This window comes from Luteimonas lutimaris, assembly GCF_039537065.1.
GTDB classification, from domain to species: Bacteria; Pseudomonadota; Gammaproteobacteria; order Xanthomonadales; family Xanthomonadaceae; genus Luteimonas; species Luteimonas lutimaris.
This window is the reverse complement of sequence record NZ_BAAAZU010000012.1, coordinates 26,482-45,419: the sequence shown is the minus strand read 5'-3', so window position 1 is coordinate 45,419 and position 18,938 is coordinate 26,482. Positions and strand designations below refer to the sequence as shown.

At 69.7% G+C, this 18,938-nt stretch carries 20 protein-coding genes and 1 tRNA gene; 1 reads left to right on the top strand and 20 read right to left on the bottom strand.

Going from position 1 to position 18,938, the window contains the following annotated elements:
- Positions 1-21 precede the first annotated feature (21 nt).
- The 20 genes from nuoE to prmB all read right to left on the bottom strand — a co-directional run bounded on the left by nuoE (position 22) and on the right by prmB (position 18,174).
- Positions 22-549, bottom strand: a complete 528-nt coding sequence (gene nuoE / locus ABD679_RS10710) for an NADH-quinone oxidoreductase subunit NuoE (protein WP_344759977.1) — start codon at positions 547-549, stop codon at positions 22-24.
- Complete coding sequence (locus ABD679_RS10705) at positions 546-1,856, bottom strand: NADH-quinone oxidoreductase subunit D (protein WP_344759976.1); 1,311 nt, start codon at positions 1,854-1,856, stop codon at positions 546-548. The genes nuoE and ABD679_RS10705 overlap by 4 nt, the downstream gene beginning before the upstream one ends.
- Positions 1,853-2,641, bottom strand: coding sequence for an NADH-quinone oxidoreductase subunit C (locus ABD679_RS10700; protein WP_344759975.1), 789 nt, complete (start codon positions 2,639-2,641; stop codon positions 1,853-1,855). The genes ABD679_RS10705 and ABD679_RS10700 overlap by 4 nt, the downstream gene beginning before the upstream one ends.
- On the bottom strand, positions 2,634-3,221 hold the full coding sequence (locus ABD679_RS10695; RefSeq protein WP_344759974.1) for a NuoB/complex I 20 kDa subunit family protein: 588 nt from the start codon (positions 3,219-3,221) through the stop codon (positions 2,634-2,636). The genes ABD679_RS10700 and ABD679_RS10695 overlap by 8 nt, the downstream gene beginning before the upstream one ends.
- On the bottom strand, positions 3,212-3,568 hold the full coding sequence (locus ABD679_RS10690) for an NADH-quinone oxidoreductase subunit A (RefSeq protein WP_344759973.1): 357 nt from the start codon (positions 3,566-3,568) through the stop codon (positions 3,212-3,214). The genes ABD679_RS10695 and ABD679_RS10690 overlap by 10 nt, the downstream gene beginning before the upstream one ends.
- Before the next feature lie 149 nt (positions 3,569-3,717).
- Positions 3,718-3,802 (bottom strand) — tRNA-Leu (locus tag ABD679_RS10685).
- A 53-nt stretch (positions 3,803-3,855) separates the two neighbouring features.
- Positions 3,856-4,287 carry a preprotein translocase subunit SecG gene (gene secG, locus ABD679_RS10680; RefSeq protein ID WP_344759972.1) on the bottom strand — a complete coding sequence of 144 codons (432 nt, stop codon included), beginning with the start codon at positions 4,285-4,287 and terminating at the stop codon, positions 3,856-3,858.
- Positions 4,288-4,336: 49 nt separating this feature from the next.
- Complete coding sequence (gene tpiA, locus ABD679_RS10675; RefSeq protein WP_344759971.1) at positions 4,337-5,092, bottom strand: triose-phosphate isomerase; 756 nt, start codon at positions 5,090-5,092, stop codon at positions 4,337-4,339.
- A gap of 186 nt (positions 5,093-5,278) precedes the next feature.
- The gene (locus ABD679_RS10670; RefSeq protein ID WP_344759970.1) at positions 5,279-6,232 is read right to left on the bottom strand and encodes an isopenicillin N synthase family dioxygenase; all 954 of its coding nucleotides are present in this window, start codon (positions 6,230-6,232) and stop codon (positions 5,279-5,281) included.
- 145 nt (positions 6,233-6,377) lie between these two features.
- The gene (gene glmM / locus ABD679_RS10665) at positions 6,378-7,739 is read right to left on the bottom strand and encodes a phosphoglucosamine mutase (RefSeq protein ID WP_344760019.1); all 1,362 of its coding nucleotides are present in this window, start codon (positions 7,737-7,739) and stop codon (positions 6,378-6,380) included.
- A gap of 8 nt (positions 7,740-7,747) precedes the next feature.
- Positions 7,748-8,638 (bottom strand): acetyl-CoA carboxylase, carboxyltransferase subunit beta, encoded by an 891-nt coding sequence (accD, locus tag ABD679_RS10660; RefSeq protein ID WP_344759969.1) that lies wholly within the window; start codon positions 8,636-8,638, stop codon positions 7,748-7,750.
- A 65-nt stretch (positions 8,639-8,703) separates the two neighbouring features.
- The gene (trpA, locus tag ABD679_RS10655; RefSeq protein ID WP_344759968.1) at positions 8,704-9,513 is read right to left on the bottom strand and encodes a tryptophan synthase subunit alpha; all 810 of its coding nucleotides are present in this window, start codon (positions 9,511-9,513) and stop codon (positions 8,704-8,706) included.
- A gap of 124 nt (positions 9,514-9,637) precedes the next feature.
- The gene (locus tag ABD679_RS10650) at positions 9,638-10,234 is read right to left on the bottom strand and encodes a hypothetical protein (protein WP_344759967.1); all 597 of its coding nucleotides are present in this window, start codon (positions 10,232-10,234) and stop codon (positions 9,638-9,640) included.
- Positions 10,231-11,469, bottom strand: coding sequence for a tryptophan synthase subunit beta (gene trpB, locus ABD679_RS10645; RefSeq protein WP_344759966.1), 1,239 nt, complete (start codon positions 11,467-11,469; stop codon positions 10,231-10,233). Before trpB ends, ABD679_RS10650 begins: the two co-directional genes overlap by 4 nt.
- Entirely contained in the window at positions 11,466-12,182 is a 717-nt protein-coding gene (locus ABD679_RS10640) for a phosphoribosylanthranilate isomerase (RefSeq protein WP_344759965.1), read from the bottom strand. The genes trpB and ABD679_RS10640 overlap by 4 nt, the downstream gene beginning before the upstream one ends.
- Positions 12,183-12,267: 85 nt before the next feature.
- Entirely contained in the window at positions 12,268-13,056 is a 789-nt protein-coding gene (gene truA, locus ABD679_RS10635) for a tRNA pseudouridine(38-40) synthase TruA (RefSeq protein ID WP_344759964.1), read from the bottom strand.
- A gap of 18 nt (positions 13,057-13,074) precedes the next feature.
- The gene (locus ABD679_RS10630) at positions 13,075-14,916 is read right to left on the bottom strand and encodes a motility hub landmark protein FimV (RefSeq protein ID WP_425561888.1); all 1,842 of its coding nucleotides are present in this window, start codon (positions 14,914-14,916) and stop codon (positions 13,075-13,077) included.
- 59 nt (positions 14,917-14,975) lie between these two features.
- Complete coding sequence (locus tag ABD679_RS10625) at positions 14,976-15,992, bottom strand: aspartate-semialdehyde dehydrogenase (protein WP_344759963.1); 1,017 nt, start codon at positions 15,990-15,992, stop codon at positions 14,976-14,978.
- A gap of 111 nt (positions 15,993-16,103) precedes the next feature.
- Positions 16,104-17,195 (bottom strand): chorismate synthase, encoded by a 1,092-nt coding sequence (gene aroC / locus ABD679_RS10620; protein WP_344759962.1) that lies wholly within the window; start codon positions 17,193-17,195, stop codon positions 16,104-16,106.
- Between the two features lie 28 nt (positions 17,196-17,223).
- Entirely contained in the window at positions 17,224-18,174 is a 951-nt protein-coding gene (gene prmB / locus ABD679_RS10615) for a 50S ribosomal protein L3 N(5)-glutamine methyltransferase (protein ID WP_344759961.1), read from the bottom strand.
- Positions 18,175-18,273: 99 nt separating this feature from the next.
- Between prmB and ABD679_RS10610 the strand changes: the two genes are divergently transcribed.
- Complete coding sequence (locus ABD679_RS10610; protein ID WP_344759960.1) at positions 18,274-18,918, top strand: SCO family protein; 645 nt, start codon at positions 18,274-18,276, stop codon at positions 18,916-18,918.
- The last annotated feature ends 20 nt before the right edge of the window (positions 18,919-18,938 follow it).

Sequence of the window (18,938 nt, the reverse complement as noted above, 5' to 3'; positions counted from 1 at the left end):
AATCCGGCGAATGTCCAGCCATTACTTCAGCCCGTCCAGCAGTTCGTCCACCCGTTCCGGCGTGAGCTTCTCGTGGTAGTGCCCGTTGACCACGACCACCGGGGCGCCGCAGCACGCGGCCACGCATTCTTCCTCGCGCTTGAGGTAGACGCGGCCGTCGGCGGTGGACTCGCCCAGTTTGCAGCCCAGCTTTTTCTCCGCGTGCGCGACAAGGTCCTGCGCGCCGTTGAGCCAGCAGCTGATGTTGGTGCAGAAGGCGACGTTGTTGCGGCCGACCTTCTGCGTCTCGAACATCGAGTAGAACGTCGCCACCTCGTACGCCCACACCGGTGGGATACCCAGGTATTTGGCGACCGCGGCGATCAGCTCGTCGGTCAGCCAGCCGTCGTTCGCCTGCTGCGCGGCGAACAGGCCCTGGATGACGGCCGAACGCTTGCGGTCGGACGGGAACTTGGCGACCCAGTGGTCGATGTGCGCACGCACGTCGTCGGACAGCGCGACCATCGGGTCGACGTTGCGCGCCTTTTCGAAATTGCCGGTGGCCTTCATCGATCGACCTCACCAAACACGATGTCGTAGGTGCCGATCATCGCCACCACGTCGGACAGCATGTGTCCCTTCACCACCTCGTCCATCGACGACAGATGGGCGAAGCCAGGCGCGCGCAGGTGCACGCGGAACGGCTTGTTGGCGCCGTCGGAGACCAGGTAGCAACCGAACTCGCCCTTCGGCGCCTCGACCGCGCAGTAGGTCTCGCCCGCCGGCACGCAATAGCCTTCGGAGAACAGCTTGAAGTGGTGGATCAACGCTTCCATGTCGTCCTTCATCTCCTCGCGGCTGGGAGGGGCGACCTTGAAGTTGTCGATCATGACCGGGCCGGGGTTTGCCTTGAGCCAGCGCACGCACTGCTCGATGATCCGGACCGACTGGCGCATCTCCGCCACGCGCACCAGGTAGCGGTCGTAGCAGTCGCCGGTGACGCCCACCGGGATGTCGAAATCGACCTCGGCGTACTTTGCGTACGGCTGTTTCTTGCGCAGGTCCCAAGCGACGCCCGAACCGCGCAGCATCGGGCCGGTCATGCCCCACGCCAGCGCCTGTTCCGGCGGGATCACGCCCACGCCGACGGTGCGCTGCTTCCAGATGCGGTTGTCCGTGAGCAGGGTTTCGTATTCGTCGATGCGCGTCGGGAAGTCCTTCGCGAAGGCCTCGAGGTAATCGAGCATCGAGCCCTCGCGCCAGGCGTTGAAGCGCTTGAGGTTGCCTCCCTTGCGCCACTTCGACTCGCGGTACTGCGGCATGCGCTCGGGCAGGTCGCGGTAGACGCCGCCGGGGCGGTAGTAGGTCGCGTGCATGCGCGCGCCCGACACCGCCTCGTACACGTCCATCAGTTCTTCGCGCTCGCGGAAGGCGTACAGGAACACCGCCATCGCGCCAAGGTCGAGCGCGTTCGAGCCGATCCACATCAGGTGGTTCAGGATGCGCGTGACTTCGTCGAACAGCGTGCGGATCCACTGCGCGCGCTCCGGTGCCTCGATCCCCATCAGGGTCTCGATCGCGAGCACGTAGGCGTGCTCGTTGCACATCATCGACACGTAGTCGAGGCGGTCCATGTAGCCGATCGACTGGTTGAACGGCTTGGACTCGGCCAGCTTCTCGGTACCCCGGTGCAGCAGGCCGATGTGCGGGTCGGCGCGCTGCACGACTTCGCCGTCCATTTCCAGGATCAGGCGCAGCACGCCGTGCGCGGCCGGGTGCTGCGGGCCGAAGTTCAGCGTGTAGTTGCGGATCTCCTGGCGCGCCTCGGCCACGTTGCTGGCGAACGGCGTGCTGGAAACCTCCGGATGCGCACTCATTTCTCGGCTCCTGCATCGGCCGGCCCGATCGTGCTGCGGACCTTCAGGTCATGGTCCTCGCCGATGGCGGTCTCGTAGCGCGCGTCGTCGCGGATCACGCGCGCCACGCCGACGCGCGGCTCGACCGAGGTGACCGGCTCGTAGACCACGCGCTGCTTCTCGGCGTCGTAGCGGACCTCGACGTTGCCGATCAGCGGGAAGTCCTTGCGGAACGGATGGCCGACGAAACCGTAGTCGGTCAGGATCCGGCGCAGGTCGGGATGGCCCTGGAAGATGATGCCGAACAGGTCGAACGCCTCGCGCTCGAACCAGTTCGCGCCCGGCCACAGGTCGGTCACCGAGGCCACCACAGGGAGGCTGTCGTCGGTGGCGAAGCAGGTCACCCGCACGCGCTGGTTGTGTTCGACCGAAAGCAGCTGCGCCACCGTCGCGAAGCGGCGCTGCGGAACCGGGGTGAGTTCGATGGACTCGGGTTGCGCCACCTGCCGGCTCGGCCGCTCGCCGTACTTGAAGCGCCCCGGGCCCCTGCCCTCGACGCCACGGCTGAAGCCCTGCGACGACACTTCGGTATCCCACTCGTCGCTGCCATGACCCAAGTAATCGACGCCGCACAGGTCGACCAGCATCTCGAAGCCGAATTCGTCGCGCAGCGCGCGGCAGCCGTCGTGCCAGGCCTCGGGCGGGAACACGATGCCCACCTCGCCGCGCGGCAGGGCCACGCCGACCTCGGCGCCGTCGAAGCGCGCGCGCAGGCGATCGGCGAACGCCGACATGGACTCAGCCATTGCGCAGCCCCGTCTTGGTCTCGCCGAAGTTGGTCGCGCGGCGGATCTTCTTCTGCAGCTGCAGGATGCCGTAGACCAGCGCCTCGGCCGTCGGCGGGCAGCCGGGCACGTAGATGTCGACCGGCACGATGCGGTCGCAGCCGCGCACCACGGAATACGAATAGTGGTAGTAACCGCCGCCGTTGGCGCAGCTGCCCATCGAGATCACCCATTTCGGGTCGGGCATCTGGTCGTAGACCTTGCGCAGCGCCGGGGCCATCTTGTTGACCAAGGTGCCGGCGACGATCATCACGTCCGACTGGCGCGGCGACGGGCGGAACACCACGCCGAAGCGGTCCAGGTCCAGGCGCGAGGCGCCGGCGTGCATCATTTCCACCGCGCAGCACGCCAGGCCGAAGGTCATCGGCCACATCGAGCCGGTGCGCGCCCAGTTGAGCAGCACGTCGGAACTGGTGGTGACGAAGCCTCGGTCCAGCAGCGGGTTCTCGCCCTCGGGACGCAGGATGTCGTCGACGCGACCTTCCGGCAGCGGGTTGCTGATGAAATCAGCCGCCTTCTGGATGGATTGGATCACTCCCATTCCAGGGCTCCCTTCTTCCACACGTAGATGAAACCGAGCAGCAGCATGCCCACGAAGATGCCCATCTCGACCAGGCCGAGCACGCCGAGCTGGCGGAACACGGTGGCCCACGGGATGATGAAGATGATTTCCAGGTCGAAGACGATGAACTGGATGGCAATCAGGTAGTAGCGGATGTCGAACTGCATCCGCGAATCCTCGAACGCGGCGAATCCGCATTCGTACGGCGAAAGCTTCTCCGCCGTCGGCCGCTTGGGCCCGAGCAGGTTGCCGATCACGATCAGCGCGATGCCGATGCCGGTGGCAACAAGAAGGAACAGCAAGGTCGGCAGGTATTCGGCCAGCACGCTTGTTTCTCTCGGCTACTGGCCGCGTGAACGGCCATTGCTCGGGTCCCGCATCAAGCCCGGAACCCATGTGCCGCTGCGCGCATCCGGCATGCAGCGGGCGTTCTTGCCGGAAGACCCGCATCGCACGATGCAGGCCTTCCGGTTTCTGGTGCCCAAGGGGGGACTCGAACCCCCACGACCTAAGCCGCTACCACCTCAAGGTAGTGCGTCTACCAATTCCGCCACCTGGGCAAATCTCTTCGTTCGCGCCGCTCCCGGCGCGAAACACCGGCATTGTAAGGACCTCAGTCGCCCTGCGGAACCGGTTGCGCCGGCGCGGGCGGTTGTGATTGCGTTTGCGCGGGCGCCGTGTCGGCCGGCGGGGCCGCGGGCACGGCCGGTTCGGCGGCTTGCGGCACGGTGCTTTCGCCGGCGGCCGGCACGCTGGCGGCGGGCACGTCGCCCATCACGCCCAGGTCCTGCTGCATCTGGCCAGGCTGCGCATCGTGGGTCGCGTGCCAGGCCATGAACAGGGTGATGGCGAAGAACACGATCGCCAGCCACTTGGTGGCCTTGGACAGGAAGTTCGACGAGCCACGGGAGCCGAAGACGGTCGCCGAGGCGCCACCGCCGAAGCCGGAACCGGCCTGCGCACCGGCGCCACGCTGCATCAGGATCAGCGCGATCATCGCCACCGCGATCAGCACGAACAACACGTTGAGGACCAACATCAACATCGCTTGGACTCTGGATGTGGGCTGCCCCGGAAGGAAGCCGCTTTCGGATTCAGGAAGCCGCCGCCTTGGCGATGGCCAGGAAATCGGCAGCCACGAGCGACGCGCCGCCGATCAGCCCGCCATCCACGTCCGGCTGCGAGAACAGCTCTGCCGCGTTGTCGGGCTTCACGCTGCCGCCGTAAAGCAGCGGCAGCAAGCCGGCGATTGTAGCATCGCGACTGGCGGCCTCGCCACGGATGAATGCGTGCACGGCCTGCGCCTGCTCCGGGGTCGCGGTGCGCCCGGTCCCGATCGCCCAGACCGGCTCGTAGGCCACCACGGCGCCCTCCAGGGCCTTCGGGCCGGCAGCCTCGAACACCGGCTCCAGCTGGCTGGCGATCACGTATTCGGTCTGGCCGTCCTCGCGCTGCTGGAGGGTCTCGCCCACGCACAGGATCGGCACCAGCCCGGCGTTCTTGGCCGCGACGAACTTGCGCGCGACCAGTTCGCTGCTCTCCTGGTGGTACTGGCGGCGCTCGGAATGGCCCACCAGCCCGTAGCGGGCGCCCACGTCGGCGATCATGCCCGCGGACACCTCGCCGGTGTAGGCGCCCTTTTCGTTGCAGCTCACGTCCTGCGCCCCGAACTCGAGGTGGCCCTGCTCCTCGAAATCCTCGATCAGGTCGCCCAGGTACGGCAGCGGCGGCAGCACCACGACCTCGACGCCCGCCACCGGCAGGCCCGCGGCGACGCCGCCGAGCAGTTCCGTGGCGAAGGCACGGCTGCCGTGCAGCTTCCAGTTTCCGGCGACGATCCTGCGGCGCATCGTGGACTCTCCTGTGAAAGGCGCACAGGATAGCCGATCGCCCGCGCGGCCCGGCGCGCGCATCCCCGCCATGGCCGACGCACCCGCTACTGCGCCGGGCGCGCATGGCGCGGGGTTGTCGAAGCGCAGCTTGCGGTCCGGCCGGGACCGCCCCGGAGCCGGAAAAGCCCGCAGCTTCCGCCGCTCCTACTTGAGCTTGATTTCCTTCAGGCGCTCTTCCAGGTAACCCTGCGCGGTGATCGGCTCGGGATAGCGGCTGGGGTTGTCGGCGCTGACCGTGGACGGCAGCACGTCGATCACGAAGTCGGGGTTGGGGTGCAGGAAGAACGGCACCGAGTAGCGCGGCTTGCGCGCCTCGTCCCCCGGCGGGTTGACCACGCGGTGGGTGGTGGACGGATACACGTGGTTGGTCAGGCGCTGCAGCATGTCGCCGATGTTGACCACGATGGTGTCGGCGTCCGAGGTGAACGGCACCCATTCGCCCTCGTGCGACAGCACTTCCAGCCCCGCCGCGCTGGCGCCGACCAGCAGGGTGATGAGGTTGATGTCCTCGTGCGCGCCGGCGCGCACGTTGGGGATGTCGTCGGCGGTGATCGGCGGATAGTGGATCGGCCGCAGGATCGAATTGCCCGAGTCGGTCTTGTCCGCGAACCAGTCCTCCGGCAGGCCGATGTGCAGCGCCAGCGCCGCCAGCACCTGCGCGCCGAGCGCGTCGAGCGCGCTGTACAGCGCGTAGCCCTTCTCGCGGAAATCCGCGACCTCGGCCGGCCACAGGTTCGGCGGCATCACGTCGCGGTACTTCGAGTCGTCCGGGATCTCGCGGCCGATATGCCAGAACTCCTTGAGGTCGAAGTGCTTGGCGCCCTTGGCCGTCTCGACGCCGAACGGCGTATAGCCGCGCGCGCCACCGCCTCCGGCGACGTGGTACTGCTTCTTGGTGTCTTCCGGCAGCGCGAAGAAGGCCTGGAACACCCGGTAGGCGTCGTCGATCAGCGACTGCGGGATGCCGTGGTTGCGGATGCCGGCAAACCCCCATTCGCGATACGCGGCGCCGAGCTCGTCGACGAAGGCCTGGCGGTCGCCGGGGCTGGACGGATGGGTGAAGCGGCGGATGTCGAGGGTGGGGATTCGGGCTGGCATGCGGTTGCTCTGGTCGGGTGTGCCCACCGGCGTGCGGGAGCCGCATCACCGGGCGGATGCGGGAGCGCGCCCGCATCGCACTAGATTAATCCAGAGCCGTCGCGCGTGCCCGGTCGCGCCGGGGCGCCCTGCCCGCCCCGCAGGCTCAGGCGGCCGAGCGCACGGCCTCGGCGAGCGTGTCGAGCGTGGACTGCACCAGTGCGGCGTCGTCGGCTTCCACCGTCACCCGCACGACCGGCTCGGTGCCCGAGGGACGCAGGAAAGCGCGCCCGCGGCCGGCCACGCTGGCCTGCGCAGCCGCCAGCGCGGCCTGGACGCTTTCGGCCTCGGCCGGCCGCGCGCCATTGGAATAGCGGACGTTGACCGTCTTCTGAGGCACCTTCTGCATGCCGCGCAGCGAATTCTGCAGGCTCTTGCCGCTGCGATGCAGCACGTCCAGCACCTGCAATGCACTGACGATGCCGTCGCCGGTGGTGGTGCGGTCCAGGCACAGCAGGTGGCCGGACGCCTCGCCACCGAGGTTGCTGCCGTGTTCCAGCATGGCCTGGTGGACGTGGCGGTCGCCGACCCTGGCGCGGATGAAGCCGATGCCGGCATCGCCCAGCGCGCGCTCGAAGCCGAAGTTGCTCATCAGCGTCCCGACCACCGGCCCGTGCAGGCGGCCGCTGGCGCGCCAGTCGCCGGCCAGCACGTACAGCAGGTCGTCGCCGTCGCGGACGATGCCGTCGCCGTCGACGAACAGCACCCGGTCGCCGTCGCCGTCGAAGGCGATGCCGAGCTCGGCGCCGGTCTCGCGCACGCGCGCGGCCAGGCCTTCGGGATGCATCGAGCCGACGCCGTCATTGATGTTCAGGCCGTTGGGCTCGACGCCGATGGCATCGACCCGGGCGCCCAGCTCGCGCAGCACCAGCGGCCCGATCTGGTAGGTCGCGCCATGGCCGCAGTCGACCACGATGCGCATGCCGTCGAGGTCGAAGTTGCGCGACACGGAGTTCTTGCAGGCCTCGACGTAGCGGCCCACCGCATCGCGCGTGCGCGTGGTCTTGCCCAGCTGCTCGGATGGCACCGTGCTGAACGGATGGTCCAGCGCCGCCTCGATCGCGGACTCGGTGGCGTCGTCAAGCTTCTCGCCCTCGGCGGAGAAGAACTTGATACCGTTGTCGTAGTGCGGATTGTGCGAGGCGGAAATGACGATGCCGCCGTCGGCGCGCAGCGAGCGCGTCAGGTGCGCCACCGCGGGCGTGGGCATCGGCCCCATCAGCTGCACGTCCACGCCGGCGGCGACCAGGCCCGCCTCCAGCGCGGCTTCGAACATGTAGTTCGACACGCGCGTGTCCTTGCCGATGATGACCACCGGCCGGCGCCACTCGCCGGCGCCCGCCTCGCGCGCGGAGGCGCGCAGCGCGTGGCCATAGGCGTTGCCCAGGCGCAGCACGAAGTCGGCCGAGATCGGGCCCTCGCCCACCCGGCCGCGGATGCCGTCGGTACCGAAGTACTTGCGGGCCATGGGCGCCATCACGCCTCCACCTCCACGTCGTCCTCCGGCTGCGGCTGCCGCATCAGCAACGCGAACAGCGTCGCCAGCCGGTCGCGCAGTTCGCGGCGGTCGCAGATCTGGTCGATGGCGCCGTGCTCGAGCAAAAACTCGGAGCGCTGGAAGCCCTCGGGCAGCGTTTCGCGCACCGTCTGCTCGATCACGCGCGGGCCGGCGAAGCCGATCAGGGCCTCGGGTTCGGCCAGGTTGATGTCGCCCAGCATTGCGAACGAGGCCGACACGCCACCTGTGGTCGGATGGGTCATCACCGAAACGTACGGCAGCCCGGCGGCGCGCAGTCGCGCGAGCGCAGCCGAGGTCTTCGCCATCTGCATCAGCGAGAACAGGCTCTCCTGCATGCGCGCGCCGCCGCTGGCGGAAAAGCACACGAACGGCGAACCGATCTCCAGCGCCCGTTCGGCGCCGAGGGTGAAGCGTTCGCCGACCACCGAACCCATCGAGCCGCCCATGAAGGCGAAGTCGAAGGCGCTGGCGACCAGCGGCCGGCCCTTGAGCGTGCCTTCCAGGGTCACCAGCGCGTCGCGCTCGCCGGTGCTCTTCTGCGCGGCCCTGATCCGGTCGACGTATTTCTTCTGGTCCTTGAACTTCAGCACGTCGGTCGGGCCGAGCGCGGCGCCGATCTCGCGGGTGCTGTCCGGGTCGAACAGCGCGCGCAGGCGCGCGCGGGCACGGATCGCCATGTGGTGGTTGCACTTGGGGCAGACCTCGAGGTTCTCCTCGAGCTCGGGCCTGTACAGCACCGACCCGCAGCGGTCGCACTTCTCCCACAGCCCCTCGGGGACGCTGCGCTTCTTGGGCGCGCCGGGTTCGGTGCGGATGCGGGCGGGCATCACTTTCTTCAGCCAGGACATGCGATCGGTTGCCTCGGAGCGGCCGTCGGCCGCGTCAGGCGGCAAAGTTTAGCGCACGGCGCAATTCAGCCCGCCCGGTCCAGCGCCGCCCGCAGGGGCGCCAGGAAGGCAGCGGCGCGGCCGGCAGCGTCCCCGGCATCGGTCGATTCGGCCATGGCCGCGACCAGGGCGCTGCCCACCACCACGCCGTCGGCGTCGACGGCCATGGCACTCGCGCTGGCGGCGTCGTGGATGCCGAACCCGGCGACCACCGGCGCCGCGCTCATGGATCGGATCGCGCGCAGGCGCGCGGAGGCCACCGCCGGGTCCAGTTGGGCGGATGCGCCCGTGACGCCGGCGAAACTCACGTAGTAGAGATAGCCCTGCGCCTGCCGGCACAACGCCTGGAGCCGCGCGTCCGTGGTGGTCGGTGAGGCCAGCAGCACCAGCGCCACGCCATGCGCGGCGAAGGCTTCGCGGAAGCCACCCGCTTCTTCCGGCGGCAGGTCGACCAGCAGCACGCCGTCGACGCCGGCCCCGGCCGCGTCGCGCGCGAACGCTTCCGCGCCACGCACTTCGACCGGGTTGAGGTAGCCCATCAGCACCACCGGGGTCTGCGCGTCGGTCCGCCGGAAGGCGCTCACGCTGTCGAACACGAACGACAGCCCCGCCCCGCGCGCCAGCGCGCGCTCGGAACTGCGCTGGATGGTCGGGCCATCGGCCATGGGGTCGGAGAACGGCACGCCGAGCTCGATCACGTCCGCCCCGGCATCGACCAGCGCGTGCATCACCGGCACCAGCGACTCGAGCGACGGATCGCCGGCGGTGACGAACGGGATCAGCGCCTTGCGGTTGCCGGCACGGAGGATTGAGAACATTTGTTCGATTCGACTCATTTGGAAAAATCTGGCTCGGGAATGATGGAACACGGATGAAACTAGGCGCCGGCAACGGCCACGGTGGCATTGTCGGACCCCGTGCCCCGTACGCCGTCCCCATCGGGGACTTCCGACAACTGCCTCAGGAACACCCCTCGATCAGCTGGATGGCGTCGCCATCGCCCCAGAACACGGCGTCGACCTTGTCGTTGGTGATCTCCGCACGGACTCCATACCGGCCGCCGGGTACAAGCCAGTCGATGTAGACATCGCCTTCGCCACCGTACTGGTGCTGCGAAACACGCACATCCACTGGCATCGCCTCTTCGACCGCCGCCCGGGCCATGCCCGGGTGCAGGCCGAACGGCGGACGCACGTCGGCACCCCGGTTTGGCGGACCCACCTCGAAACGGGCAATCCGGCCGTCCATCACCATCATCGCAAGGCCATCAGGCAGGTCTCCGCCGGTGACGTGGAAGCAACCCGTCTCCTGATTGACCCCTGCATTGACCCACGGCCTCGACGCCCTTGAACGTTCGTCGAAGGCATCGCCGACCACGAGAGCACCAACATGGTCGAATGCGGTCGAATCCGGTGTCTCAACCGCCTGCTGGGACGCGGCAGAGGCATCATCCACGCCTGACTCGGCGGCTCCACCCACTGGCATGGCAAGGTCCAGCTGAAACGGCACCAGGGTGACAGCGAAGGCAACATGGAACCAAACCGGCACCGCGTTCACAGTTGCATCCCCTCGCGCGCGGCGATGGTGTGCACGTCCTTGTCGCCGCGGCCTGACAGGTTGCACAGGACGATGGCGTCCCTGGGCATGTCGCGCGCTAGCTTGATGGCCTGGGCGATGGCGTGGCTGGATTCGAGCGCGGCGAGGATGCCCTCGGTCTTCGCCAGCAGGTGGAAGGCGGCCAGGGCGTCGTCGTCGGTCACGCCGACGTATTCGGCGCGGCCGGTGTCCTTGAGGAAGGCGTGCTCCGGGCCGACGCCCGGGTAATCCAGCCCGGCCGAGACCGAATGCGTTTCGGTGATCTGGCCGTCGTCGTCGCACAGCACGTAGGTGCGGTTGCCGTGCAGCACGCCGACCCGTCCGGCGGCCAGCGAAGCCGCGTGGCGGCCGCTGGCGATGCCCTCCCCCGCCGCCTCGGCGCCGACGATGCGCACGCCCGGGTCGTTGAGGAAGGCGTGGAAGATGCCGATCGCGTTGCTGCCGCCGCCCACGCAGGCGGTGATCGCATCCGGCAGGCGACCGTGTTCGGCCAGCATCTGCGCGCGCGCCTCGCGGCCGACCACGGCATTGAAGTCGCGCACCATGCGCGGGTACGGGTCCGGGCCTGCCACTGTGCCGATGATGTAGAAGGTGTCGCGCACGTTTGTGACCCAGTCGCGCATCGCTTCGTTGAGCGCGTCCTTGAGCGTGGCCGAGCCGCTGGTCACCGGCACCACGCTCGCGCCGAGCAGCTGCATGCGGTAGACGTTGATCTTCTGGCGCTCGATGTCGGTGGCGCCCATGTAGACCACGCATTCGAGCCCCAGCCGGGCGGCGACCGTGGCGCTGGCCACGCCGTGCTGGCCGGCGCCGGTCTCGGCAATGATCCGGGTCTTGCCCATGCGGCTGGCCAGCAGCGCCTGGCCGATGGTGTTGTTGATCTTGTGCGCGCCGGTGTGGTTCAGGTCCTCGCGCTTGAGCAGGATGCGTGCGCCGCCGACATGCGCGGACAGCCGTTCGGCCTCGTAGATCGGGCTGGGCCTGCCGACGTAATGCGCCAGGTCGCGGTCGAAGGCATCGATGAAGGCCGGATCCACGCGCGCCGCGTCGTAGGCCGCGGCCAGTTCCTCCAGCGGCCCGATCAGGGTTTCGGCGACGAAGCGCCCGCCGTGGCGACCGAAGTGACCGCTGGCGTCCGGCCATGCGTGGTAGTCGACCGCACCGGCGGCCGTGCTTGCGTTGTCGGGATCGTTCACTTGCTGGTTCCGCTGATTCCGTTGGCCCTGGCAGCCAGGTCGCTGCCCGCATCGATGTCCGGCTCGACGTGGCAATCGGCGCGGCGCACCTGCTCGACGAACTCGCGCATGCGGTCGCCGTCCTTGATGCCCGGCGAGGCCTCGATGCCGCTGGACACGTCCACGCCCCAGGGCAGCGTGCGCAGGATCGCGTCGAATACGTTTCCGCTGCCGATGCCCCCGGCAAGGATCACCGGCTTGACCAGCCCGGTCGGGATCCGCGACCAGTCGAAGGCCTGTCCGCTGCCGCCGTCGGTGTCGCCGCCGTGGCTGTCGAACAGGAACGCGGCGGCACCCCGGTAACGCACCTGCAGCGCCACCGCGTCCTCGACCAGCGGATCGCCCATGCCGATCGCCTTGACGTAGGGCACGCCGAAGCCGCGGCAGAACGCGTCCTCCTCATCGCCGTGGAACTGCAGCAGCGTCGGATGTACCTGCCGGACCACGTCACGCACTTCGTCGGCGGCGTTGTTGCGGAACACCGCCACCGCGTCGACCAGCGGCGCCAGCGCGCCACGCAGCGCGCGCGCCTCGCGGGCGTGGATCCGGCGCGGGCTGCCATCGGCAAAGATGAAGCCCACCGCGTCCGCGCCCAACTCGCTGGCAAGGCGCACGTCGCCGGCGCGGGTCATGCCGCAGAACTTGATGCGGGTGCGGAACAGCGTGCGGGACATGCGCGGAAGCTTCGACGAATGGGCAATCGGGGTGCGATAGCGTAACCGCTGGCGCGCGATCGCGTCGCGCGGACGGCGACTGCATTCAGTCCGGCAACGTCACTTCCGCCGGCAATCCGCATTCGACCGGGTACAGCGGCCCGACGAACACCAGCCCGCCGGGCGGCGCAGTGGGGCCGGCGAGCGTGCGGTCGCGCCCGGCCAGCAGTTCGGCGATCCACGCTTCCGGCCGTTCGCCCTGCCCCACCAGCAGCAACGAACCGACGATGTTGCGCACCATGTGGTGCAGGAAAGCGTTGGCCTGCACGTCGACGTGCACGTATTCGCCATCGCGGGCCACCGTGACCTGCTGCAGGTTGCGCCGCGCGTGCGGGGCCTGGCAGTGGACGGTGCGGAAAGCGGAGAAGTCCTGTTCGCCGAGCAGGACCTGCGCGGCCCGGTGCATGGCGTCGGCGTCCAGCGGCTGTCGCACCCAGGACAGGTACTGGCGGCCCAGCGCCGGCCGCATCGGCCGGTTCAGGATGCTGTAGCGGTAGCGGCGCGCGCGCGCGGAGAACCGGGCGCTGAAATCGTCGGCCACCGGCACGCACCAGCGCACGCACACGGCCTGCTGCAGGCGCGACGTCGCGCCCAGCATCCAGCCGCGCGGCTCGCGCCGGGCATCACTGTCGAAGTGCACCACCTGGCAGCGCGCGTGCACGCCGGCGTCGGTGCGGCCGGCACAGACGGTGTCGACCGGCGCATTGGCGACCGAGGACAGCGCCTCCTCCAGCATCTGCTGCACGGTCGGTACGGCCTGGGTGCCCGGCTTGCCCAGCCGCTGCCAGCCGAACAGACCGCTGCCGTCGTATTCGACGCCGAGCGCGTAGCGCATGCGGATCGCCGGCCGGGGTCAGACCAGGTCGCGCAGCAGCCGCGAGGCCTCGCCGCGCGCGGCCGCGTCGCCGTTGTCGGCCACTTCCTGCAGCAGGCCGCGCGCGGTGTCGACGTCGCCCAGGTCGATGTAGGCGAGCGCCAGTTCGATGCGGTCGTGGCCGGCCGAGACGGGCTTGTCGTCCGCGTCGGCGGCTTCGGCGTCCGCTGCGGATTCCGCTGGCCGCTCCGGCTCAGGCTCCGGCGGAACGGCGTCCACCACCGGCACGGCAGGCTGCGCTGGCGCGGCGGAGCCGCCGGCATGCCAGGTCGGCGCGGTACCCGTCGCAGCCGGCGCCGGCGGTTCCGGCGCGGCGGGCGCCGGCGACGGCTTCTCCGGCACGCCTGCGGCCAGGCGCGAGGTGTCGAACACGGGACGGCCGGCAGTCGCCGGCTTGCGCCGCATCCACAGCCACGCCAGCACCAGCCCGATCACCAGTCCGCCGACCGCCCACGGCCAGATGGGCGCTGAAGCCTCCTGCGCCTGCCCGGCCTGGCGCGCGGCCAGTGCCTGCTGGGTTTCCGCGAGCTTGCCGTCCTTGAGCGCGATCAGCTGCTGCTGGTCCTGCTGCAGCTTCTCCAGGTCGGCCACCCGCGTCTTGAGCTCCTGCACTTCGGCGTCGCGCGCCGCCAGGGTTTCCTTGGTCTGTTGCAGTTCCTGCAGCATGTCGCCCTCGCCGTCGGCCTGGATGCCGGATCGTGTCCCCGCCTGCCGCGCGTCCTTGGCGGACGGCGGCACGATTTCCAGCCGGGCATCGGCGGTACGCGCCGCCGCCCCGGCGCTTTCGCCATTCTTGTTGCCGGCCGCATCGGTGACTGCGCCATCACCGGCGACGGCGGCAGGCTGCTCGGCCGGCCTGCGCATCTCGCGCCACTGGCCGATCTGCTCGTGGACGATGGCCCGCGCTTCCTTCCGGCTGTACTCGGACAGCTCCGAGCCGTTGGGGATGCGCAGCACCGCGCCGGTCTTGACCAGGTTGACGTTGCCGTTGATGAAGGCATCGGGATTTGCGCGCAGCAGCGCCAGCATGACCTGGTCGAGCGAATGCCCGTCGGCGTCGATCGATCGCGCGATCTTTCCGAGCGTGTCGCCGACCTGCACCGGGCCGTAGTCGCCGGGCGTCGCCGCGACCGGCTGGACGCGGCGCTCTTCCGGCGCGGCGGCCGGGGGCGCGGGCGTCGGGGCGATGGCATTCGATGGCGCGGGGGCTTCTGCCGGCGGCTCGGCTGCGACCGGCGCCGCGGGCTGCGGTTCGGGTTCGGGTTCGGGTTCGGGTACGGGCGTGGATGCGGTATCCGCCGGCGCCGATTCCGGAGCCGGGGCTGGCACCGGCGCGACCGGTTCGCGGACGATGGTGTTCGACGGCGCCACGCTTGGCGCCTCGATCGGCGGCTGCGCCGGCGCGGACACGGTGCGCGGTGCGTCCAGCAACGCAGAGTACTCGCGCACCAGCCGGCCCTGGCCCCAGTCGACCTCCAGCAGGAAGGTCAGCAGCGATTCGTCGACCGGCCCGGCGCTGGTCACGCGGATCACCGGCCGGCCCTGCGGATCGAGCGCCACGGTGAACTGCAGTCCGCTCACGGTGCTGTTCGGCGGCTCCAGGCCGACGCGGGCGAAGGTCTCCGGCGAGGCCAGGTGCGCCTGCAGGTTCTCCAGTTCGCCCGGATCGCTGGAAACGATGGCGATTTCGGCCAGCAACGGCTCGCCGCGCTGCGACTTGACCGTGATCTGGCCCAGCCCCAGCGCGAACGCAGGCATCGCCAGCAGGGTGAGCAGCGCCGCGAGCAGCGGCAGCCATGCCTTCCGCATTGTCCTGGTCACGCCTTTCCCCTGGTTCATGGCACCGACTCTAGCCGCCGCGGCGACCGCTCCGCAACGCTTCAGCCTTCCGCGACAACCAGTTCCGCGATCTGGACCGCGTTCAGCGCAGCGCCCTTGCGGATATTGTCCGCGACCACCCACAGGTTCAGCCCGCGCTCGTGCGAGAGGTCGTCGCGGATGCGGCCGACGTACACCGCGTCCTTGCCGGAAGCGTGCGTGACCGGCGTCGGGTAGCCGCCGGCGGCGCGTTCATCCACCACCTCCACGCCCGGCGCGGCCTCCAGCAGCCGCCGCGCCCCGGCAGCGCCCAGCTTGTCGCGGGTTTCGATGTTCACCGCCTCCGAGTGGCCGTAGAACACCGGCACGCGAACCACGGTGGCATTCACCCGGATCGCGTCGTCGCCGAGGATCCTGCGGGTCTCGTGGACCAGCTTCATTTCCTCGCTGGTGTAGCCGTTGTCGTCGAAGTCACCGCCATGCGGGATCACGTTGAAGGCGATCTGCACCGGATACACCTCGGATTCCACCGACCGGAAGTTGAGCAGCCCGGCCGTCTGCCGGCCCAGCTCCTCCAGCGCCCTGCGGCCGGTGCCGGACACCGACTGGTAGGTGGCGACATTGATGCGCTCGATGCCGGCGGCGCGGTGGATCGGCGCCAGCGCGACCATCAGCTGCATGGTCGAGCAGTTGGGGTTGGCGATGATGCCGCGTGGACGCTGCTTGACCGCCTCCGGGTTGACCTCGCTGACCACCAGCGGCACGTCGGGGTCCATGCGGAAGGCGGAGGAATTGTCGATCACCACCGCGCCGGCGGCGGCGAACTTCGGCGCGTACTCCTTCGAGATGTCGCCGCCGGCCGAGAACAGGGCAATGTCGACGCCGGCCGGGTCGAAGGTCGCCAGGTCGCGGACCGTCACTTCGTCGTCGCCGAAGGCCACCTCCACGCCGGCCGAGCGCTCGCTGGCCAGCGCGACCACTTCGCTGGCGGGGAATTTCCGCTCCGCCAGCACCGACAGCATCACCTCGCCCACCGCGCCCGTGGCGCCGACCACCGCGACCTTGTATTGCTTGCTCATTAGTTCTTCCTGCCGCTATATCGCTTCGATTGTTGTAGGAGCGGCTTCAGCCGCGAGCTCTTGATCTTTCCGGCCGACGAAAAGCCCGCGGCTGAAGCCGCTCCTGCAGGATCATGTGGCGCCGGGGATCCGCGGCGCCACGTCGCCCACGTCGCCGCACTGCGCGCGGTGGCGCAGCGCCTGGTCCATCAGCACCAGCGCCAGCATCGCCTCGCAGATCGGCGTGGCGCGGATGCCCACGCAGGGATCGTGGCGGCCGGTGGTGACGATCTCCACCGCGTTGCCGTCCACGTCCACGCCCTCGACCGGCAGCCGCAGGCTCGAGGTCGGCTTGAAGGCCACCGAGCACACCACCTGCTGGCCGCTGGAAATCCCGCCGAGGATGCCGCCGGCATGGTTGGAGCGGAAACCGTCCGGCGCCATCGCGTCGCGGTGTTCGCTGCCCTTCCGGGCGACCGCCGCGAAGCCGTCGCCGATCTCCACGCCCTTGACCGCGTTGATCGACATCATCGCCGCGGCGATCTCCGCGTCGAGCTTGCCGTACACCGGCTCGCCCCAGCCCGGCGGCACGCCGTCGGCAACGACGGTGACGCGCGCGCCGACCGAGTCGCCGGACTTGCGCAGCGCATCCATGTACGCCTCCAGCTCGGGCACCTGCGCGGCATCCGGCCAGAAGAACGGGTTGTCCTCGACCACGCCCCAGTCATGCGCGCGCGGCAGGACCTCGCCGATCTGCGCAAGGAAGCCGCGCACGCGAACGCCGAAGCGGTCGGCCAGCCACCGCTTCGCGATCACCGCCGCCGCCACGCGCATCGTGGTCTCGCGCGCCGACGAACGCCCGCCGCCGCGCGGGTCGCGGGTGCCGTACTTCTGCCAGTAGGTGTAGTCGGCGTGGCCGGGGCGGAACTGACGCGCGATGCGGTCGTAGTCCCGGCTGCGCGCGTCCGTGTTGCGGATCAGCAGCGCGACCGGCGTCCCCGTGGTGCGGCCTTCGTACACGCCCGACAGGACCTCGACCGCGTCCGCCTCGTGCCGCGCCGAGGTATGACGGCTGCGGCCGGTGGCGCGGCGCGCCAGGTCATGGGCGAAGTCTTCCGGCGCGATCGCGATGCCGGGCGGGCAGCCGTCGACCACGCAGCCGATCGCAGGCCCGTGCGACTCGCCGAAGGTGGTCACGCGCAGCAGCTGGCCGAAGGTGTTCATGCGTCCGTTCGCCGCGCCGCAGCCGCGCTCAAAACAGCGAACCCGCCGCTTCCGCCGGCCTGCCCTCGCGCGCGGCGGCCAGCTCGCCGATGCGGCCGTGGTGTCGGATCAGTTCCGCGCACTCGACCGCGAAGATGCCCATCTGCCCGACCCGGAACTCGATCCAGGCGAACTCGACGTCCGGCAGCAACCGCACCAGCGCGCGCTCGGATTCGCCGACCTCGCAGATGAGCAGGCCGTCCTCGCCCAGGTGCAGCGGCGCGTCGCGCAGGATCCGCAGCACGATGTCCAGGCCGTCATCGCCGGCGCGCAGGCCCATCTCCGGCTCATGCGCGTACTCGGCCGGCAGCGCGTCGGTTTCGTCGTTGGTGACATAGGGCGGATTGGTGACGATCAGGTCGTAGTGGCGCCCGGACAGGCCGGCGAACAGGTCCGAGCGGATCAGCTTCACGTTGTCGGCGTGCAGCCGCGCCTTGTTCTCGGCGGCCAGCGCCAGCGCGTCGTCCGACAGGTCGGCGCCGTCGACCTGCCAGCCCGGGTTGTAGTGGGCCATGGCGATGGCGATGCAGCCCGAACCGGTGCACAGGTCGAGCGCGCGCCGCACCTCGCGCCCGCCCAGCCAGGGCTCGAACCCGGCCTCGATCAGCTCGGCGATCGGCGAACGCGGCACCAGGGCGCGCGGGTCGGACTTGAAGCTCAGGCCGGCGAACCAGGTCTCGCCGGTCAGGTAGGAGGCCGGGATGCGATCCTCGATCCGGCGCAGGAACAGCGCCAGCACTTCCTCCTTCTCCGCCAGCGTCACCCGCGCCTGGCCGTAGGCCGGGCCGAGGTCGTGGGGCAGGTGCAGGGCGTGCAGGACCAGCTGGGTGGCCTCGTCGATCGCGTTGTCGTAGCTGTGCCCGAACGTCAGCCCGGCCGCGTTGAAGCGGCTGGCGCCATAGCGGATCAGGTCGATGATCGTGTGCAGTTCGTCGGTCATGGCGGCGCCCGGGCGCTGGGCAGCAGGGACCGGGAAGTATAGCGGCGGCGCGGTTATCATGGCCGCACTTCAAGTATTGCGTGAACAAGCGCCCTGCCCATGTTCAACCGCACGACCCTCGTCATCCTGGTGGTGGCCCTGGCCGCAGGCCTCGGCCTGCTGGCCTCGCAGCGTTTCTTCGCCGCCCCCGCGCCGGCGGGCCCGGCGATGGAGACCGTCCGCCTGTTCCCGCAGCCGCGGACCCTGCCCGACTTCTCCCTGCGCCAGTCCGACGGCACCCAGCTGGTGCCCGGCGAGCTCAAGGGCCACTGGACGCTGGTGTTCCTGGGTTTCACCTATTGCCCGGACGTCTGCCCCACCACGCTGGCCGAACTGGCGCAGGCGCAGAAGCAATGGGAAGCCCTGCCCGAACCGACCCGGCCACGGGTGCTGTTCGTGTCCGTCGACCCGCAGCGCGACGACCCCGACCGCATCGGCGAGTACGCGCACGCCTTCCACCGCGACACCCTGGCCGCGACCGCGGACGTGCCGGCACTGGAGCACTTCGCGCGTTCGCTGTCGATGGTGTTCGCGAAGGTGCCGGCCGCCGAGGGCGCGCCGCCCGACAGCTACACCATCGACCACTCGGCCACCATCGCCGTGCTCGACCCGCAGGGCCGCATGGCCGGCATCATCCAGCCGCCGCTGCAGCCGAAGGCCATCGCGGCGGACATGGCGGCGCTGACGCAGGCTTCGTTCAAGTAACGTCCGCGCCCGGCCTCCTT

Bases quoted from the DNA above. Each gene is read 5' to 3' on its own strand.
- nuoE (WP_344759977.1), bottom strand. From the start codon at position 549: ATGAAGGCCACCGGCAATTTCGAAAAGGCGCGCAACGTCGACCCGATG.
- ABD679_RS10705 (WP_344759976.1), bottom strand. From the start codon at position 1,856: ATGAGTGCGCATCCGGAGGTTTCCAGCACGCCGTTCGCCAGCAACGTG.
- ABD679_RS10700 (WP_344759975.1), bottom strand. From the start codon at position 2,641: ATGGCTGAGTCCATGTCGGCGTTCGCCGATCGCCTGCGCGCGCGCTTC.
- ABD679_RS10695 (WP_344759974.1), bottom strand. From the start codon at position 3,221: ATGGGAGTGATCCAATCCATCCAGAAGGCGGCTGATTTCATCAGCAAC.
- secG (WP_344759972.1), bottom strand. From the start codon at position 4,287: ATGTTGATGTTGGTCCTCAACGTGTTGTTCGTGCTGATCGCGGTGGCG.
- tpiA (WP_344759971.1), bottom strand. From the start codon at position 5,092: ATGCGCCGCAGGATCGTCGCCGGAAACTGGAAGCTGCACGGCAGCCGT.
- ABD679_RS10670 (WP_344759970.1), bottom strand. From the start codon at position 6,232: ATGCCAGCCCGAATCCCCACCCTCGACATCCGCCGCTTCACCCATCCG.
- glmM (WP_344760019.1), bottom strand. From the start codon at position 7,739: ATGGCCCGCAAGTACTTCGGTACCGACGGCATCCGCGGCCGGGTGGGC.
- accD (WP_344759969.1), bottom strand. From the start codon at position 8,638: ATGTCCTGGCTGAAGAAAGTGATGCCCGCCCGCATCCGCACCGAACCC.
- trpA (WP_344759968.1), bottom strand. From the start codon at position 9,513: ATGAGTCGAATCGAACAAATGTTCTCAATCCTCCGTGCCGGCAACCGC.
- ABD679_RS10640 (WP_344759965.1), bottom strand. From the start codon at position 12,182: ATGTCCCGCACGCTGTTCCGCACCCGCATCAAGTTCTGCGGCATGACC.
- truA (WP_344759964.1), bottom strand. From the start codon at position 13,056: ATGCGCTACGCGCTCGGCGTCGAATACGACGGCAGCGGTCTGTTCGGC.
- ABD679_RS10625 (WP_344759963.1), bottom strand. From the start codon at position 15,992: ATGAGCAAGCAATACAAGGTCGCGGTGGTCGGCGCCACGGGCGCGGTG.
- aroC (WP_344759962.1), bottom strand. From the start codon at position 17,195: ATGAACACCTTCGGCCAGCTGCTGCGCGTGACCACCTTCGGCGAGTCG.
- prmB (WP_344759961.1), bottom strand. From the start codon at position 18,174: ATGACCGACGAACTGCACACGATCATCGACCTGATCCGCTATGGCGCC.
- ABD679_RS10610 (WP_344759960.1), top strand. From the start codon at position 18,274: ATGTTCAACCGCACGACCCTCGTCATCCTGGTGGTGGCCCTGGCCGCA.